This window comes from Microbacterium sp. TS-1 (assembly GCF_000509385.1).
Classification (GTDB): Bacteria; Actinomycetota; Actinomycetes; order Actinomycetales; family Microbacteriaceae; genus Microbacterium; species Microbacterium arborescens.
Window position 1 is genome coordinate 404156 of sequence record NZ_BASQ01000002.1, and the last position, 16978, is coordinate 421133.

Here is a 16978-nt window from a genome sequence, read left to right on the forward strand (position 1 = left end):
CCTACGGTGAGCGCCTCGCAGCCCGCCGGTGGCGTCAGCGCGCGGCCGGGTCTCCTCCGGAGAGCAGCTCGTCGATCACGGCGGGTACGGCCTCAGCGACGTCCAGCGCTGTGATGGGGCCGGGACCGGCACCGCGACCGGCATGCCCGTGGATGTACGCTGCCGCGGCGGCGAGCGGACCCAGGGCGGCGGCATCCAGATCGTGCTGAGCACCCCGGGCCGCCACGACCGCTCCCAGGATGCCGCCGAGCACGTCACCGGTGCCCGCGGTGGCGAGCCACCCCGTGCCGGCCCGGACGACGGCGGTCCATCCGTCGGGAGCCGCGACGACGGTCTCGGCCCCCTTGAGCAGCACGGCGATGCCCGCCGCGGCCGCAGTCTCGCGGGCGGCAGCGATGCGGTCGGCGAGTGACGTCGGTGTCACCTCGTCGAGGCCGAGCAGCGCACGCAGGCGCGCGTGCTCGCTCTGGTGCGGGGTGACCACGAGCGGGGCGGTCGCGCCCGGGACCAGGTCGAGGGCCCCGGCGTCGACGACGACGGGGAGGTCGCCCTGCAGCAGCTCCCCCAGCCGTGCGGTCTCGGCGGCGGGCCGGGTCGCGGCATCCGTCCCCGAACCGATCAGCCACGCCTGCACGCGTCCGGGCGCGGTCACGGTCTCGGGTCGGCGCTGCAGCACGAGGTCGGCGGGACGCTCGGGGCCCAGGTAGCGGACCATCCCGATGCCGGTCCGCCACGCGGCCTCGACGCCGAGCACGGCGGCTCCCGGATACTCCTGCGATCCGGTTCGCACACCGAGCACCCCGCGGGAATACTTGTGGTCGTCGGCAGTTGGCTTGCGCAGGAGCGCGACCGTGTCGCGCGCATCCCATTCGTGGATCTCGACCATGGCGCCACCCTATCGGCGCCCCGAAGGAGCCCGGCGTGAGCCAGTTGTTCAGCCCCCTGACCATCCGAACCGTCGAGGTGCGCAACCGCCTCTGGGTCGCCCCCATGTGCCAGTACTCGGCTGAGGACGGCATCCCGAACGACTGGCATCACGTCCACCTCGCGCAGTTCGCGTCGGGCGGTGCCGGACTCGTCATGGCCGAGGCCACCGCGGTCGTGCCCGAGGGGCGCATCACCCCGGAGGACACCGGCATCTGGAACGACGAGCAGCGCGACGCCTGGCGCCCGATCGTGACGGCGATCCACGACCGCGGGGCGGTGGCCGCGATCCAGCTCGCGCACGCGGGCCGCAAGGCGTCGACCTATTCGCCGTTCGCCGCCGAGCGCGGGACCGTGCCGGAGGCGGAGGGCGGCTGGCAGGCGCTCGCCCCCTCGGCCGTCGCCTTCGACGGCTACGCCCGGCCCGACGAGCTCGAGCGCGCCGAGATCGACACCCTCGTCACCGCGTTCGCCGACGGAGCACGCCGTTCGATCGAGGCCGGCTTCGACGTGCTCGAGATCCACGCCGCGCACGGCTACCTGCTGCACGAGTTCCTGTCGCCGTTGTCGAACCGGCGCACCGACGAGTACGGCGGCTCGCTCGAGAACCGCGCACGGCTCCTGCTGCGCATCGTCGAGGCGGTCCGCGCCGCGGCACCCGACGCTCCGCTGTTCGTGCGCTTCTCGGCGACCGACTGGGCCGAGGGCGGCTGGGATGTCTCCGGCACGGCGACGGTCGCGGCCTGGGCGCACGTGCGCGGCGCCGACCTCGTCGACGTCTCGAGCGGAGGGCTCGTCGCGCACCAGCGCATCACGACGGGGCCCGGCTACCAGGTGCCCTTCGCCCGAGAGATCCGCGAGACCACCGGCCTCCCCGTCAGCGCGGTCGGCGAGATCACGACCGGGACCCAGGCCGAGGAGATCCTCGCCGCCGGAGCGGCCGATGCGATCATGGCCGGCCGCGAGTGGCTGCGCGATCCGCACTTCGGGCTCCGCGCAGCCGACGAGCTGGGCGAGGACGCCGCGATCTGGCCGCCGCAGTACGTCCGCGCACGGCGCCGCTGAGCTCGCGTCGCCGACCCCTCCCGGCTCAGGCCCAGCGAGGTGCGCGGCGCGTGGCGTCGTGCACCTCGCCGATGAGCTCCTCGATGATGTCCTCGAGGAACAGCACCGCGGTCGTCCGCCCCTCGGCATCCCGAACCTGCGCGAGGTGGCGGCTCGACCGACGCATGAGGGCCAGTGCGTCCTCGAGGTCGGTCGTCTCGGCGACCGGCACCATGAGGTGGATGCGCTTGGACTTGATCGGCCGCGACGCCGCGCCGTCGGCATCCTCCGCCTCTCGCAGCACGTCCTTGAGGTGCACGTACCCGACCGGCTGGTCGGTGTCATCGACGATGACGTAGCGCGAGAAGCCGTGCCGCGCGACAGCACGCTCGACGTCCTCGGGGGTCGCCGTTTCGGGCAGCGTGACTAGCTCACCGAACGGCACGGCGACATCCGCCGCCTTCTTATCGGTGAACTCCACGACGGCTGCGACCGTTCCCGACGCATCGTCGAGCACGCCTTCGATCCGGGATGTCGCCACGATGGTGGCGACCTCGTCGAGCGTGTACGTCGAGGTCGCCTCGTCCTTCGGCTCGACCCGGAACAGCCGCACGGCGTGATTGGCGATCCAGTTCAAGGCGACGATGATCGGGTAGAAGACCCGCGAGACCCAACGCAGCGGCGTCGCCAGCAGCAGCACGGCACGGTCGGGCAGCGAGAAGGCCAGGTTCTTCGGAACCATCTCGCCGAACACGACGTGCAGGTACGACACGACGATGAGGGCCACGGCGAAGGCGACGACGTCGACGACGGCCTCGCCCCACCCGGTGAGCCCGAGCGGCACCGCCAGCAGGTGGTGGATCGCCGGCTCCGAGACGTTGAGGATCACCAGCGAGCAGATCGTGATGCCCAGCTGGCACGTCGCGAGCATGAGGGTCGCGTGCTCCATCGCCCACAGCGCGGTCTTCGCCGAGCGCGACCCCTTGTCGGCGAGGGGCTCGATCTGCGAGCGGCGCGCCGAGATGACCGCGAACTCGCTCGCGACGAAGAACGCGTTGAAGGCCAGCAGCACGACGAGCCAGGCCAGTCCCGCCCAATCGTTCATCGACGATCACCGTCCTCGCGGCGCGGGGCCGGCCGCATCGGCTCGACCGCGGAGGCGGTCGGTGCTTCCTCGGACACGGGGGTGGGCTCGAAACGCACGCGGTCCACCCGTCTGCCGTCCATCCGCTGCACGGTGAGCGTGCCGTCGTCGATATCGACGGTGTCGCCGACGACCGGGATCCGCTCGAGCACGCTCATGACGAAGCCGCCGACGGTGTCGTAGACGTCGCCCTCGGGAACCCGGATGCCGGTGCGGTCGAGCACCTCATCGGGACGCAGCTCCGCGGGGAAGACGATGCCTCCGGCGACCCGCAGGACGCCGGCGCGGTTGCGGTCGTGCTCGTCGAGCACCTCGCCGACGATCTCCTCCACGAGATCCTCGAGGGTCACCACACCGGCTGTGCCGCCGTACTCGTCCACGACGATCGCCATCTGGTAGCCCCGGGCGCGCAGTTCGCCGAGGACGGCGTCGAGGTGCACGGCCTCGGGCACCCGCAGCGGCTCCTCCGCGATGGCGGCGGCAGGGACGTCGGCGCGGCGCTCGCGCGGGACGCTGACCGCCTGCTTGACGTGGACGATGCCGGTGATGTCGTCCATCGAGTCGCCGAACACCGGGAATCGGCTGTGGCCCGTGCGCCGCGCGAGCTGGATGACGTCCTCGACGCTGTCTCCCGCGGCGACCGCATGCAGGCTCGGACGCGGCGTCATGACGTCGGCCGTCGTCAGCCGGGCGAAGGTGAGCGAGCGATCGAGCAACGAGGCGGTGTCCTTCTCGAGGACGCCCGCACTCGCCGACCGGCGCACGAGGCTCGACAGCTCCTCCGCCGAACGGGCACCCGACAGCTCCTCCTTGGGCTCGACGCCCATCGAGCGGAGCACCCCGTTCGCGCTTCCGTTGAGCACCGTGACGGCCGGACGGAACACGGTCGTGAAAAGGGTCTGGAACGGGATGACGAGCTTCGCCGTCTGTCGCGGGATCGCCAGGGCGAAGTTCTTCGGGACGAGCTCGCCGAGGATCATCGAAAAGATCGTCGCGATCGAGACGCCGACGACGGCGGCGACGGGGCGCGACACGGTCTCGGGCCAGCCCCACGCCTCGAACACGGGTGACAGCAGGTTCGAGATCGCCGGTTCCATCGTGTAACCGGTGAGCAGCGTCGTCAGGGTGATGCCGAGCTGCGCGCTCGACAGGTGCGTCGAGGTGATCCGCAGCGCCGCGATCGTCATCGACAGGCGCGATTCACCCGCCGCCTGGCGCGCCTCGAGATCAGCTCGATCGAGGTTGACGAGCGCGAACTCGCTCGCGACGAACAGACCGGTGCCGACGGTCAGCAGGAGCCCCACGCCCAGCATGACGAAATCCATCAGGCGTCACCCCCGATCGGTCGGGGTCGGCGGGGCGAGGGTCGGCAACTGGGAGGGTCGTCCATCGTGCGCCCGATCTTACGCCTGTCGGGCCTGCCGGGCGCAGCCGCGAGAATCGACCCATGACGGATTCGACGAGCGCGCTGGGGAACGTGGAAGACCGAACGACGGGTATCGGCGAGAGCCGCGGCATCCGTGTGCGTCCGTTCGTGCCAGCCGATGTCGAGTCGTACCGGAGATGGCTCCAGCCCGATCAGGACTGGCATCGCTGGGACGGCCCCTACTTCCCCAAGCTCGACGGCGCGGGGGTGGATGCCGCGTGCGCGCGGCTCGCATCCAGCATCGCCGACGGATCGTACGCCGCGCACGCCCCGTTGACGCGGGCGGTCATCGTCACGACGGACGATCCGGCGACGATGCTCGGCACCGTCTCGTGGCACTGGGAGTCGGAAGCCTCGGATTGGCGTCGGATGGGCCTGACGGTCTACGACCCGGGGCAGCGCGGCCGCGGGGTGGGTACCGCGGCCCTGCGCATCTGGACCGACTACCTCTTCCGCACCACCTCCGTGGTCCGGCTCGACTACGCGACCTGGTCGGGGAACGAGCGGATGCTCGCTGTCGGCCGTCGTCTCGGTTTCGCCGAGGAGGCGCGCTTCCGCGACGCCCGCGAGGTGCGCGGCCGACGTTACGACTCGGTGGTCATGGGTGTGCTGCGCGACGAATGGGAGTCGTCCGGCCGCGGGCCGTCGCGGGCGGCGAGCCCTACCAGCTGACGGGGAGCGCCTTGCCCTCTTCGTAGCCGGCGGCCGACTGGAGGCCGACCGTCGCGCGCTCGTGGAACTCTGCGACCGTCGCGGCTCCCGCGTAGGTGAACGACGAGCGCACGCCCGAGGTGATCATGTCGAGCAGATCCTCGACGCCCGGGCGCAGCGGGTCGAGGTAGATCCGCGACGACGAGATGCCCTCGGCGAACAGCTCCTTGCGGGCTCGCTCGTAGGCGTCGAGGCGTCCGAACCGGCCGACGACGGCCTTCGTCGAGGCCATGCCCCACGATTCCTTGAACGCGCGCCCCTCCTCGTCGAGCTGCACCTCGCCGGGCGACTCGATCGTGCCGGCGAACCACGAGCCGATCATGACGGATGCCGCACCCGCGGCGAGCGCCAGCGCCACGTCTCGGGGATAGCGGACTCCCCCGTCGGCCCAGACGTGGGCCCCGCGCTCCGCGGCCGCCTGGGCGGTCTCGAGCACGGCGGAGAACTGCGGCCGCCCGACAGCCGTCATCATGCGCGTCGTGCACATCGCCCCGGGCCCGACGCCGACCTTGAGGATCGTCGCTCCCGCCTCGACGAGGTCGGCGACGCCGTCGGCCGTGACGATGTTCCCCGCGACGATCGGCAGACCGAGGTCGAGCGCTGCGACCTCGCGCAGCGCGCGCAGCATCCCCTCTTGATGCCCGTGGGCGGTGTCGACCACGAGCACGTCCACGCCCGCGGCGGCGAGCGCCTGTGCCTTGGCCGCCGCGTCACCGTTGATGCCGATCGCCGCCGCGACGATGAGACGCCCGTCGCCGTCGACGGCGGGGCGGTAGATCGCGGTGCGCAGTGCGCTGCGGCGCGACAGCGTGCCCACGAGCGCTCCCTGGTGGAGCATCGCGACGACGGGGACGTCCGCCGCGTCGATGAGGTCGAAGGCGGCGCGAGGATCGGAGACGTCGTCGGCATCGATCGCGGTGGCGCGCCCGCGAACGAGGTCGCCCAGGCGGGCGTCCGGCAGCGCGGTGGCGAGGCGGGCGGCGGGAACGATCCCGGTGATGTCGTCGATGCGCAGCGTCGCCGCCGACGGGTCCGCGACGACGATCCCGTGCCCGTCCAGCGCGGGAAGGATGCGGGATGCCTCGGCGACCGTGGCATCCGGTGAGAGCACGATCGGGGTGTCCCAGGCGACCGGCTGGTCCTTGACCCAGCGGATGGCGGCATCGAGGTCCTGCAGCGGCATGTCCTGCGGCAGGACGCCGAGCCCGCCCCGGCGCGCGAGCGTGGCGGCCAGGCGGGGACCGGTGACGGAGTTCATGTTCGCCGACACGATCGGCAGTGTGGCGGCGGTGCCGTCGCCGGGAGCGAGGTCGACGTCGAGCCGACTCGTGATCGCCGATCGGCGGGGCACGAGGAAGACGTCGGAGTACGTCAGGTCGACCGTGGGCTCAGCACCGGAGAAACGCATGCTCCCTACGCTACGCCGCTGACCCGGCAGACAGCCGGGCATGCGCCGGGGCGGCCGCGGCCGGTCGTCGGCGGGCTCGATCACGATGCGATACCACGGGCGCCGTCGCGGCATCCGGCCCGTTGATCTGGGCTACCCTAGGAGACTGTGCGCGGCGGCGGACCACCGCCGTGAGAACTGATCTTCACCGATGAAAGCAGGCGATCTGCCGTGTCCAGCCAGGCGACCGGAATCGGAACCTCGAACGACGGAGAGTTCGGGGCGAACGAATGGCTCGTCGCGGAACTGTATGAACAGTTCCGCGAAGACAAGAACTCGGTGGACAAGGAGTGGTGGCCGACGCTCGAGGCCTACGCGGCTCACATGAACGGCGCCGCCTCCCAGCCCGCCGCATCCGCACCGGCGAAGCCCGCCGAGGCCGCTCCCGCGCAATCGGCCCCCGCGCAGCCCGCCGCGGCCTCCCATCCCGTGACGGCGCCCGTGCCGACGGTCGGCTCGCAGCCGGTCGCGCGCACGACGGCCCGTCCCGCCGCCGCCCAGCCGGTGCCCGCCCAGGCTCCCACGACGCCCGCCGCCGAGGTGGAGCAGCGCGAGGATGTCGTCACCCCGCTGCGCGGTATGCCGAAGACTCTCGCCGCCAACATGGACGACTCGCTCACGGTCCCCACCGCGACGAGTGTGCGCACGATCCCCGCGAAGCTGATGATCGACAACCGCATCGTCATCAACAACCACATGGCGCGCACGCGCGGCGGCAAGATCAGCTTCACCCACCTCATCGGCTGGGCGCTGATCCAAGCGCTCAAGGCCTTCCCGAGCCAGAACGTCTCCTACGCCGAGGTCGACGGCAAGCCGTCGGTCATCGCGCACGCGCACGTCGGCCTCGGCATCGCGATCGACCTCCCCAAGCCCGACGGCACCCGCGCGCTCATGGTGCCGAGCATCAAGCGCGCCGAATCGCTCAGCTTCGGCGAGTACCTGGCCGCCTACGAGGACCTCGTCAGCCGGGCCCGCAAGAACAAGCTGACCGCGGCCGACTTCCAGGGCACCACGATCTCGCTGACCAACCCCGGCGGCATCGGCACGGTGCACTCGGTTCCGCGGCTCATGCGCGGTCAGGGCAGCATCATCGGCGCCGGCGCGCTCGACTACCCTGCCGAGTTCCAGGGCTCGAGCGAGAAGACGCTCGTCAACCTCGGTATCGGCAAGACGATCACGCTGACGAGCACCTACGACCACCGCGTCATCCAGGGCGCGGGCTCGGGTGAGTTCCTCAAGACCGTCCACGAGCTGCTCATCGGCAAGAACGGCTTCTACGACGAGATCTTCGCCGCGCTGCGCATCCCCTACGCGCCCATCCAGTGGTCGACCGACATCAACGTCGACCTCGCCGAGCGCGTCGACAAGACCGCGCGTGTGCAGGAGCTCATCAACTCCTACCGCGTGCGGGGCCACCTCATGGCCGACATCGACCCGCTCGAGTACCGCCAGCGCACGCACCCCGACCTCGAGATCGAGCAGCACGGGCTGACCTTCTGGGACCTCGACCGCGAGTTCGTCACCGGCGGGTTCGGCAGCAAGCGCGTCATGAAGCTCCGCGAGATCCTGGGCGTCCTGCGCGACTCGTACTGCCGCACGATCGGCATCGAGTACATGCACATCCAGGACCCCGAGCAGCGCAAGTGGTTCCAGGACAACGTCGAGGTCAAGTACCAGAAGCCCGGTCACGACGAGCAGCTGCGCATCCTCGGCAAGCTCAACCAGGCCGAAGCGTTCGAGACGTTCCTGCAGACCAAGTACGTCGGTCAGAAGCGCTTCAGCCTCGAAGGCGGCGAGTCGCTCATCCCGCTGCTCGACGAGGTCCTCCAGGGCGCGGCGCGCACCGGACTCGAAGGGGCCGCGATCGGCATGGCCCACCGCGGCCGCCTCAACGTCCTGACGAACATCGCCGGCAAGACGTACGGACAGGTCTTCCGCGAGTTCGAGGGCTCCGTCGCGATCGGCTCGAAGAGCGGCTCCGGCGACGTCAAGTACCACCTCGGCACCGAGGGCACCTTCGTGGGCGACGAGGGCGACGAACTGCCGGTGTACCTCGCCGCGAACCCGTCGCACCTCGAGACCGTCGACGGCGTCCTCGAGGGCATCGTCCGCGCCAAGCAGGACCGCGGTCCGATCGGGTCGTTCTCGTGGCTCCCGATCCTCGTGCACGGCGACGCGGCGTTCGCCGGCCAGGGGGTCGTCGTCGAGACCCTGCAGATGTCGCAGCTGCGGGGCTACCGCACCGGCGGCACCGTCCACGTCGTGGTCAACAACCAGGTCGGCTTCACGACGCTCCCCCTCGACGCCCGCACCTCGGTGTACGCGACCGACGTGGCCAAGACCATCCAGGCGCCGATCTTCCACGTCAACGGCGACGACCCCGAGGCCGTCGTCCACGTCGCCCAGCTGGCGTTCCGCTACCGCCAGGAGTTCAAGCGCGACGTCGTGATCGACCTCGTCTGCTACCGCCGCCGCGGCCACAACGAGGGCGACGACCCCTCGATGACGCAGCCCCTCATGACGAACCTCATCGAGGCGAAGCGGTCGGTCCGCCGGCTCTACACCGAGTCGCTCGTCGGACGCGGCGACATCACCGAGGAGGAGTACGAGCAGGCCAAGCGCGACTTCCAGGATCGCCTCGAGGTCGCCTTCGCCGAGACGCACGCCGCCGAGACCGGCGCGTCCGGCCCGGTGGGTCTGTCGGGCCCGATCGACCAGGCCGTCGGCGCCCCCGAGACGACGGGTGTCGGCGAAGACGTCATCCGGCAGATCGGCGACGCGTTCGTCAACGCCCCCGAGAACTTCACCGTGCACGGCAAGCTCAAGCAGCTGCTCGACAAGCGCCACGACATGAGCCGCAACGGCAACATCGACTGGGCGATGGGCGAGCTCTTCGCGTTCGGATCGCTGCTGATGGAGGGCACCAACGTCCGCCTCGCCGGGCAGGATGCGCGTCGCGGCACGTTCGTGCAGCGCCACGCCGTCCTGCACGACCGTGCGAACGGCCAGGAGTGGCTCCCGCTCGCGAACCTGTCCGAGAACCAGGGCCGCTTCTACGTCTACGACTCCCTGCTGAGCGAGTACGCGGCCATGGCGTTCGAGTACGGCTACTCGGTCGAGCGCGCGGATTCGCTGGTGCTGTGGGAGGCGCAGTTCGGCGACTTCGCCAACGGCGCCCAGTCGGTTATCGACGAGTTCATCTCCTCGGCCGAGCAGAAGTGGGCGCAGCAGTCGGGCGTCGTCCTGCTGCTCCCCCACGGCTACGAGGGCCAGGGACCGGACCACTCGTCCGCTCGCATCGAGCGCTACCTGCAGATGTGCGCGCAGGACAACATGACCGTCGCTCGGCCCTCGACGCCGGCGTCGTACTTCCACCTCTTGCGCCGCCAGGCGTACGCGCGTCCGCGTCGCCCGCTCGTGGTGTTCACCCCGAAGGCGATGCTGCGCCTGCGCGGCGCCACGAGCCCCGTCGAGGACTTCCAGAAGGGCAAGTTCGAGCCCGTGATCGACGACACCGCGATCTCCGACAAGAGCGCGGTGAAGCGGGTGCTGCTGCACTCGGGCAAGATCCACTGGGACCTGAAGTCCGAGCTCGACAAGAAGCCGAACCCCGCCATCGCCCTGGTGCGTCTCGAGCAGTTCTACCCGGCGCCGATCGACGAGCTGAAGGCGGTCCTCGCGGGCTACCCGAACGCCGAGGTCGTGTGGGTTCAGGACGAGCCCGAGAACCAGGGAGCGTGGCCCTTCATCGCGCTCGAGGCCGCCGCGAAGCTCGACGGCCGCGCGGTGCGCGGCATCACCCGGCCCGCAGCGGCATCGACGGCGACCGGTTCGCCCAAGGTGCACGCGGTCGAGCAGGCCAAGCTCATCGAGCAGGCGCTCACCCTCTGACTCAGGGGTTGACGAAAGGGGCGGACGTGCGAAGAACGTCCGCCCCTTTCACGTTGCCCGTGGCGGCGTGATCGGCCGATCGGGCGGGGTCAGCGCCGCTCAGACGTGCGCGGCCTCCTGGGCCTGCCGGAGGCGTGCCAGCACCTGGTCGCGGAGCTCTTCGGGGGCCGATTCCCGGCAGGCGCGGGCGACGACCTCGGTGAGCGTGCGCGAGACCAGAGCCTCGTCACGACATGCCGGGCACGACTCGAGGTGCTCACGGATGTCGGCGTGCTCGGTCTTGCAGACCTCGTTGCGCAGGTACTCTTCCAGGTCGCGTCGCGCCTTGTCGCAGCCGCAGTCACTCATTTCTTGCTCCTCGTGGGGGGCGTCGCGATGCCCCGCTCCTTCGCGTAGTCGGCCAGCAGGTCACGTAGGAGGCGTCTGCCACGGTGCAGACGGCTCATGACCGTGCCGATCGGGGTTTTCATGATGTCGGCGATCTCCTGGTAGGCGAAGCCCTCGACGTCGGCGAGGTACACCGCCAGCCGGAAATCCTCGGGGATCGACTGCAGAGCATCCTTCACCGCGGATGCCGGCATGTGGTCGATCGCTTCGGCCTCGGCGGAGCGACTGCTGGATGCGGTGGTCGATTCCGCACCGCCCAGCTGCCAGTCCTCGAGGTCGTCGATGGTGCCCTGATAGGGCTCCCGCTGCTTCTTGCGGTAGGTGTTGATGTAGGTGTTCGTCAGGATCCGGTACAGCCACGCCTTGAGGTTCGTCCCTTGCGTGAAGGAGGACCACGAAGCGAAGGCCTTCACGAACGTCTCTTGGACCAGGTCTGCCGCGTCGGCCGGGTTGCGGGTCATCCGCATGGCCGCCGCGTACAGCTGGTCCATGAACGGGAGCGCCTGCTCCTCGAATTGGGCGCTCGGATCCGTGACCGCTTGCTCTTCCATCAGCGGCCAGTCTACGTGGGCGTCCCACGGCACGACTGTGGGATCGGCGAGTGCGATCATGGACTCCCTTCCTCCGTGTTTCGAACATCCTCGACAGGACGAACGGGTTCGATACTGTGGAAACCCATGACCCCCGCCGCGTATTCCCCCCGTCCCGCCGACATCGGCGCGCCGTGGCGCGCTCCCGTCGCCGATGCCCCCGTCCGAGCCGAGGTCGCCGTCCCCGGGTCCAAGTCGATCACCAACCGCGAGCTGGTGCTCTCCGCCCTGGCCGAGACGCCCTCCCGCCTGATCGCGCCGCTGCACTCCGACGACTCCGCACGCATGATCGACGCCCTGCGGGCTCTGGGAGCCCACATCGAGGCCGTGCCCGGCGATGGCCGATTCGGCCCCGACCTCGTCGTGACGCCGTTCGGCGAGGAGGTCAGCGACGCCGTCGTCGACTGCGGTCAGGCCGGCACCGTCATGCGCTTCGTCACTCCCCTGGCGGGCCTCGCCCGCGGTGAGGTCACCGTCACCGCTCACGAGAGCGCGCTGCACCGCCCGATGGCCGAGATGATCCGCAGCCTTCGCGAGCTCGGCGTCGACATCGACGACGGCGGCCGGTGGACACTGCCCTTCCTTGTCCACGGCCACGGCCACGTCCGCGGCGGCGAGGTCACGATCGACGCGAGCGGGTCGAGCCAGTTCGTCTCGGGCCTCCTGCTGGCCGCGCCTCGCTTCGACGTCGGCCTGCGGCTCGTGCACGACGGCCACCGCCTGCCGAGTCTTCCCCACATCGACATGACGGTCGAGGCCCTCGGCCACCGCGGGGTCGTCGTCGAGCGACCGAGCGAGCGGGAGTGGCTCGTGCCGGCCGGTCCGCTGCGCGGCAAGGAGCTCACGATCGAGCCCGACCTTTCCAATGCGGCTCCGTTCCTGGCCGCCGCCGTCCTCACCGGCGGCCGTGTCACCGTGCCGCACTGGCCCGTGCACTCGACCCAGCCGGGTGCCCTGCTGGCCGACATCCTCACCGAGATGGGGGCGCGCGTCACGCGACGCAGCGGCGTGCTCGCCGTCACCGGAACCGGCGAGATCCGAGGAGTCGATCTCGACCTGTCCGCCGCGAGCGAGCTGACCCCGTCGCTGTTCGCCCTGGCAGCGTTCGCGGATTCGCCGAGCACGCTTCACGGCATCGGGCACATCCGCGGCCACGAGACCGACCGCATCGCCGCCCTCGTCGGCAATCTGCGTGCGCTCGGCGGTTCGGCTGAAGAGCTCGAAGACGGCATCCGGATCACGCCGGCGCCCCTGCGCGGCGGACTCTGGCGGGCTCACCACGACCACCGGATGGCGACCGCCGGTGCCATCATCGGACTGCGCGTGCCGGGGGTCGAGGTCGACGACATCGGCACGACCGCCAAGACGATGCCCGAGTTCCCCGAGCTGTGGGCCGAGATGCTCGCGGACGACGTGCGGGTCGACGGGTGAGCTGGCTCGGCGGCGACGACGACCTCGACGAGGAGTACGACGAGTCCGATATCCGGATGCGTCCGAATCCGAAAGCGAACCGACCCCGCACGAAGCGGCGCCCTGCCCATAGCGACGCGCAGGTGGCTCGCGTCGTGGGCGTCGACCGCGGCCGCTACACCGTGCTCATCGACGAAGACGGCGACGACGAGCACACCGCTCTCGCGGTGCGCGCGCGTGAGCTGCGCAAGCAGCCGATCGTCAGCGGCGACCGGGCACGAGTCGTCGGCGACGTCTCGGGAGACGAAGGCACCCTCGGCCGCATCGTCGGCATCGAACCACGCACGACGCTGCTGCGGCGCAGCGCGGACGACACCGACCAGGTCGAGCGGATCGTCGTGGCCAACGCCGACCAGATGGTCATCGTCGTGGCCGCAGCCGACCCCGAGCCGCGCCCGCGACTGGTCGACCGCTACCTCATCGCTGCGCTCGATGCCGGCATCCACCCCCTGCTCGTGGTGACGAAGACCGACCTCGCCGACCCCTCGGCGTTCCTCGCGCACTTCGAGGGCGTCGACGACCTCGAGGTCCTCACGAGCGGACGGGGCCGGATGCCGGTGGCCGAGCTCGGGGCGAGGCTCGTGGGCCATGCGACGGTGTTCGTCGGCCACTCCGGCGTCGGCAAGTCCACGCTCGTCAATGCCCTGGTGCCGACCGCGGCTCGGGCGACCGGGCACGTCAACGAGGTCACCGGGCGCGGCCGGCACACGTCGAGCTCGACGGTGTCGCTACGCTACCGCGGGCCGGAGGGACGCGGGTGGGTCATCGACACGCCGGGCGTGCGCTCGTTCGGCCTCGGACACGTCGATCCGGCCAACATCCTCGCCGCCTTCACCGACCTCGCCGCCGTCGCCGAGGAGTGTCCGCGCGGATGCACCCACCTGTCCGACGCACCCGACTGCGCCATCATCGAGGCGGTCGCAGCGGGGCGGCTCGGAGAACGCGGACCGGCCCGCCTCGATTCGCTGCAGCGTCTGCTCGGCACGTTCTCGGCCGGTGTCGACCCAGCCGTACGTCGTTCTAGGCTGGATTCATGACGCGTCTGGAACCGGGCGACCTCGCCCCCGCATTCACCCTCGACGACCAGGACGGATCGGCGCTGTCGCTGGCGGACCTGCGCGGACGGCGCACGGTCGTCTTCTTCTACCCCGCGGCGATGACCCCGGGCTGCACGCGCGAGGCCTGCGACTTCCGCGACAGCGTCGAGTCGCTGCGAGCCGCGGGCATCGAGGTCATCGGGATCTCGCGCGATGACGAGGCGAAGCTGCGGCGCTTCCGCGAGCAGGAACAGCTGACCTACCCGCTGCTGAGTGACCCCGACCACGCGGTCCACGAGGCGTACGGCGCGTGGGGCGAGAAGATGAACTACGGCAAGACCGTCGAAGGCGTGATCCGCTCGACCTTCGTCATCGACGCCGACGGCCGGATCGAGCACGCGCTCTACAACGTCAAGGCCACGGGCCACGTCGCCCGCGTCCGGACGCTGCTCGGCCTGGCCTGACGGAGGCGGGCCGGCCTCAGGCTTCGCCGCGATCGCGCGCCGCGCGCCGCGTGGCGGCCACGAGGAGCACGAAGCCGACGATGCCCGGTACCGCGATGAGCACAGCGGTACCGGCGTCGGCGTACTGTCCCGTGGCAGCTCCGAGAGCGACAGCCAGGATGAGCAGCTGCGCCACGATGCCTCCGGATCGGCCCCACGAGACCCGGCGCCAGACGGAGACGGCGAAGGCGACGAGGGCGGCCGCACCGATCGCCGTCAGGACGATGAGCGCCACCGAGCTCGGCACGTCGATCGTGTCGCCGCCGACGAGAGCGACGATCTCCCATCCGACGACCGCCAGCAGCGCGACGGCCTCGGCGGCGAGCACAGCTCCCGCGATGCGTTCGACAGCAGAAGGGGCCATGGCATCCGACCTTCGGTCCGGGCCGCACGAAACCGATATTCACGGCCCGGCGGCGAGCAAATACGCAGTTCACCCTTGATTCATCTGTCCGGGCTATGGGACGATAGACCAAGCCGTGTGCTCCCACAGCGAAGTGGGGCGAGCATCCGCTCGCACACTTAACCAGGGTACCGGACTACCCGAGTCCGGCCTGACAGAATCACCACCCCAAGGAGCACCACATGGATTGGCGCGATAAGTCTGCCTGCCTGACCGTCGACCCCGAACTCTTCTTCCCCGTGGGCAACACCGGCCCCGCCGTCGACCAGATCGAGAAGGCGAAGGCCGTCTGCGCCCGTTGCACGGTCACCGAGATCTGCCTGCAGTACGCCCTCGAGACCGGCCAGGACTCGGGCGTCTGGGGAGGCCTCTCCGAAGACGAGCGCCGCGCACTGAAGCGCCGCGCCGCACGCGCACGCCGCGCCTCCTGAGGCGCTCTCCGCTCTCGGCGTCGCCGACGCGGCGCCGAGACACCGCGGTCGGCGAGACCGACCGCCCCGCTCAGCTCGCGTCTCGCTCGATGTAACGCAGCGGGATGTCGATGGTCACCTCGGTGCCGCTCCCGACGAGCGTGTGCCAGTCGATCGTCCCGCTGAGCTCGCCCTGGATCAGCGTGCGAACGATCTGCGTGCCAAGGCCGCGCCCGACCTGACCCTCCGGCAGTCCGCTTCCCGAGTCGCGTACCTTGACCTCGAGGCGCTCCGCCGAACGTTCCGCGACGATCTCGACGTCGCCCTCGGTGCCGGCGAGCCCGTGCTCGACGGCGTTCGTCACGAGCTCGGTGAGCGCGAGAGCGAGAGGTGTGGCGTACTCGCTGGGCAGGGTCCCGAAGCGGCCGGTCGACCGGGTCCGGGCGCGGGTGTTGGGGGCTGCGGCCACCTCGGCGACGAGCTTGAGCACCCGTGCGAAGACCTCGTCGAAATCGACGTTCTGCGCGAGTCCCTCTGAGAGGGTGTCGTGCACGACGGCGATGGCCGAGACGCGACGCATGGCCTGTGTCAGCGCGTCGCGCGCCTCCTCCGAATGCGTCCGGCGGGCCTGGATGCGCAGGAGCGACGCGACGGTCTGCAGGTTGTTCTTCACCCGGTGGTGGATCTCGCGGATCGTCGCGTCCTTGGTGATGAGCTCCTGCTCCTGATGACGGATCTCGCTGACGTCACGGCACAGCACGATCGCACCGATGCGGGTCCCGTGGTCGCGCAGCGGGATCGTCCGCAGCGAGACGGTCACTCCGCGCGCCTCGATGTCCGCGCGCCATGGTGCACGGCCGGCCATCACGATCGGCAGCGACTCGTCGAACTCGCGTTTGCTGGGGAGGATGGCCGTCGCGACCTCGATGAGGGGCTCCCCCTCGAGCTCGTCCTCGAAGCCCAGCCGGTTGAAGGCCGACAGCGCGTTCGGGCTGGCGAAGGTCGTCATGCCGTCGACGTCGAGCCGGATGAGTCCGTCGGATGCGCGCGGCGCACCGCGACGCGGCGCGGTCGGGGCATTGAGGTCGGGGAAATCGGACGAGGCGACCATTCCGAACAGGTCGTCGGCGCAGTCGTTGAACGTGATCTGCTGACGCGACGGCGTCCGCGCCTCACCGAGGTTCGTGTGCCGCGTGAGCACACCGACGACGTGCGCGGGGCGCCCCTCGGCGGCCCGTTCCCGCACGATGGGCACCGCTCGCACGCGCGTCGGAGTCTCTTCGAACCAGTCGGGCGAGGCGGAGTCGACGATGCGCGCCTGGGTGAAGGCGTCCTTCACCTGCGTACGCCACTGCGGCCGCACCCGATCGCCGACGATGTCGCGGTAGAACAGCGTCGCCGCTCCCCCGGGCCGGGTGTGCGCGACCGCGATGAACGAGTCGTCCGCCGTGGGCACCCAGATGACGATGTCCGCGAACGCGAGATCGGCCAGCAGCTGGCCGTCACCGGCGAGGCGGTGCAGCCACTCGACATCGGCGTCGGTGGACAGTCCTTGAGCATGGACGAGATCGCTGAGGGTCGACACCATCCC

15 protein-coding genes are annotated in these 16978 nt (G+C 70.5%); 7 read left to right on the top strand and 8 right to left on the bottom strand.

What is annotated here, in order from left to right; genetic code table 11:
• Positions 1-34 precede the first annotated feature (34 nt).
• Positions 35-886, bottom strand: coding sequence for an ADP/ATP-dependent (S)-NAD(P)H-hydrate dehydratase (locus MTS1_RS14620; protein ID WP_023955323.1), 852 nt, complete (start codon positions 884-886; stop codon positions 35-37).
• Between the two features lie 35 nt (positions 887-921).
• On the opposite strand from MTS1_RS14620, the gene MTS1_RS14625 reads away from it, so the two are divergent.
• A complete protein-coding gene (locus MTS1_RS14625) occupies positions 922-1989 on the top strand; it encodes an NADH:flavin oxidoreductase/NADH oxidase (protein ID WP_036305928.1) in 1068 nt (355 codons plus the stop codon).
• Between the two features lie 25 nt (positions 1990-2014).
• Here MTS1_RS14625 and MTS1_RS14630 read toward each other — a convergent pair whose 3' ends face one another.
• Both MTS1_RS14630 and MTS1_RS14635 read right to left on the bottom strand, forming a co-directional pair.
• Complete coding sequence (locus tag MTS1_RS14630; RefSeq protein ID WP_023955328.1) at positions 2015-3073, bottom strand: hemolysin family protein; 1059 nt, start codon at positions 3071-3073, stop codon at positions 2015-2017.
• Positions 3070-4437: a hemolysin family protein gene (locus MTS1_RS14635; protein WP_023955330.1), complete on the bottom strand. Its 1368-nt coding sequence runs from the start codon at positions 4435-4437 to the stop codon at positions 3070-3072. Before MTS1_RS14635 ends, MTS1_RS14630 begins: the two co-directional genes overlap by 4 nt.
• Positions 4438-4559: 122 nt before the next feature.
• Between MTS1_RS14635 and MTS1_RS14640 the strand changes: the two genes are divergently transcribed.
• Entirely contained in the window at positions 4560-5210 is a 651-nt protein-coding gene (locus MTS1_RS14640; protein ID WP_023955332.1) for a GNAT family N-acetyltransferase, read from the top strand.
• Here MTS1_RS14640 and MTS1_RS14645 read toward each other — a convergent pair.
• Positions 5200-6657: a GuaB1 family IMP dehydrogenase-related protein gene (locus tag MTS1_RS14645; RefSeq protein ID WP_023955334.1), complete on the bottom strand. Its 1458-nt coding sequence runs from the start codon at positions 6655-6657 to the stop codon at positions 5200-5202. The genes MTS1_RS14640 and MTS1_RS14645 overlap by 11 nt on opposite strands.
• A gap of 210 nt (positions 6658-6867) precedes the next feature.
• Between MTS1_RS14645 and MTS1_RS14650 the strand changes: the two genes are divergently transcribed.
• Positions 6868-10587, top strand: coding sequence for a multifunctional oxoglutarate decarboxylase/oxoglutarate dehydrogenase thiamine pyrophosphate-binding subunit/dihydrolipoyllysine-residue succinyltransferase subunit (locus tag MTS1_RS14650; RefSeq protein WP_023955336.1), 3720 nt, complete (start codon positions 6868-6870; stop codon positions 10585-10587).
• Positions 10588-10686: 99 nt separating this feature from the next.
• Here MTS1_RS14650 and MTS1_RS14655 read toward each other — a convergent pair whose 3' ends face one another.
• Complete coding sequence (locus tag MTS1_RS14655) at positions 10687-10935, bottom strand: zf-HC2 domain-containing protein (protein WP_023955338.1); 249 nt, start codon at positions 10933-10935, stop codon at positions 10687-10689.
• Positions 10932-11525, bottom strand: a complete 594-nt coding sequence (locus MTS1_RS14660; RefSeq protein WP_197690566.1) for a sigma-70 family RNA polymerase sigma factor — start codon at positions 11523-11525, stop codon at positions 10932-10934. The genes MTS1_RS14655 and MTS1_RS14660 overlap by 4 nt, the downstream gene beginning before the upstream one ends.
• Before the next feature lie 126 nt (positions 11526-11651).
• Here MTS1_RS14660 and aroA point away from each other — a divergent pair, with 126 nt between their 5' ends.
• The 3 genes from aroA to bcp are packed head-to-tail and all read left to right on the top strand — an operon-like array spanning position 11652 to position 14535.
• Positions 11652-12995, top strand: coding sequence for a 3-phosphoshikimate 1-carboxyvinyltransferase (gene aroA / locus MTS1_RS14665; protein WP_023955342.1), 1344 nt, complete (start codon positions 11652-11654; stop codon positions 12993-12995).
• Positions 12992-14071 (top strand): ribosome small subunit-dependent GTPase A, encoded by a 1080-nt coding sequence (gene rsgA, locus MTS1_RS14670; protein ID WP_023955344.1) that lies wholly within the window; start codon positions 12992-12994, stop codon positions 14069-14071. The genes aroA and rsgA overlap by 4 nt, the downstream gene beginning before the upstream one ends.
• Entirely contained in the window at positions 14068-14535 is a 468-nt protein-coding gene (gene bcp / locus MTS1_RS14675) for a thioredoxin-dependent thiol peroxidase (protein ID WP_023955346.1), read from the top strand. The genes rsgA and bcp overlap by 4 nt, the downstream gene beginning before the upstream one ends.
• Positions 14536-14551: 16 nt before the next feature.
• Here the strand turns inward: bcp and MTS1_RS14680 are convergent, their stop codons facing one another.
• On the bottom strand, positions 14552-14938 hold the full coding sequence (locus MTS1_RS14680) for a hypothetical protein (RefSeq protein ID WP_023955348.1): 387 nt from the start codon (positions 14936-14938) through the stop codon (positions 14552-14554).
• Positions 14939-15159: 221 nt separating this feature from the next.
• Between MTS1_RS14680 and MTS1_RS14685 the strand changes: the two genes are divergently transcribed.
• Positions 15160-15408: a WhiB family transcriptional regulator gene (locus tag MTS1_RS14685; RefSeq protein ID WP_023955350.1), complete on the top strand. Its 249-nt coding sequence runs from the start codon at positions 15160-15162 to the stop codon at positions 15406-15408.
• A 70-nt stretch (positions 15409-15478) separates the two neighbouring features.
• On the opposite strand, the gene MTS1_RS14690 is transcribed toward MTS1_RS14685, so the two are convergent.
• A complete protein-coding gene (locus MTS1_RS14690; RefSeq protein ID WP_036305931.1) occupies positions 15479-16972 on the bottom strand; it encodes a sensor histidine kinase in 1494 nt (497 codons plus the stop codon).
• Positions 16973-16978: the final 6 nt, after the last annotated feature.

What these genes read in the sequence shown, in the direction of transcription:
- MTS1_RS14655 (WP_023955338.1), bottom strand. Translation starts at nt 10,935, where the DNA reads ATGAGTGACTGCGGCTGCGACAAGGCGCGACGCGACCTGGAAGAGTAC.
- MTS1_RS14630 (WP_023955328.1), bottom strand. Translation starts at nt 3,073, where the DNA reads ATGAACGATTGGGCGGGACTGGCCTGGCTCGTCGTGCTGCTGGCCTTC.
- MTS1_RS14680 (WP_023955348.1), bottom strand. Translation starts at nt 14,938, where the DNA reads ATGGCCCCTTCTGCTGTCGAACGCATCGCGGGAGCTGTGCTCGCCGCC.
- MTS1_RS14635 (WP_023955330.1), bottom strand. Translation starts at nt 4,437, where the DNA reads ATGGATTTCGTCATGCTGGGCGTGGGGCTCCTGCTGACCGTCGGCACC.
- MTS1_RS14685 (WP_023955350.1), top strand. Translation starts at nt 15,160, where the DNA reads ATGGATTGGCGCGATAAGTCTGCCTGCCTGACCGTCGACCCCGAACTC.
- MTS1_RS14640 (WP_023955332.1), top strand. Translation starts at nt 4,560, where the DNA reads ATGACGGATTCGACGAGCGCGCTGGGGAACGTGGAAGACCGAACGACG.
- aroA (WP_023955342.1), top strand. Translation starts at nt 11,652, where the DNA reads ATGACCCCCGCCGCGTATTCCCCCCGTCCCGCCGACATCGGCGCGCCG.
- bcp (WP_023955346.1), top strand. Translation starts at nt 14,068, where the DNA reads ATGACGCGTCTGGAACCGGGCGACCTCGCCCCCGCATTCACCCTCGAC.
- MTS1_RS14645 (WP_023955334.1), bottom strand. Translation starts at nt 6,657, where the DNA reads ATGCGTTTCTCCGGTGCTGAGCCCACGGTCGACCTGACGTACTCCGAC.
- MTS1_RS14660 (WP_197690566.1), bottom strand. Translation starts at nt 11,525, where the DNA reads ATGGAAGAGCAAGCGGTCACGGATCCGAGCGCCCAATTCGAGGAGCAG.
- MTS1_RS14620 (WP_023955323.1), bottom strand. Translation starts at nt 886, where the DNA reads ATGGTCGAGATCCACGAATGGGATGCGCGCGACACGGTCGCGCTCCTG.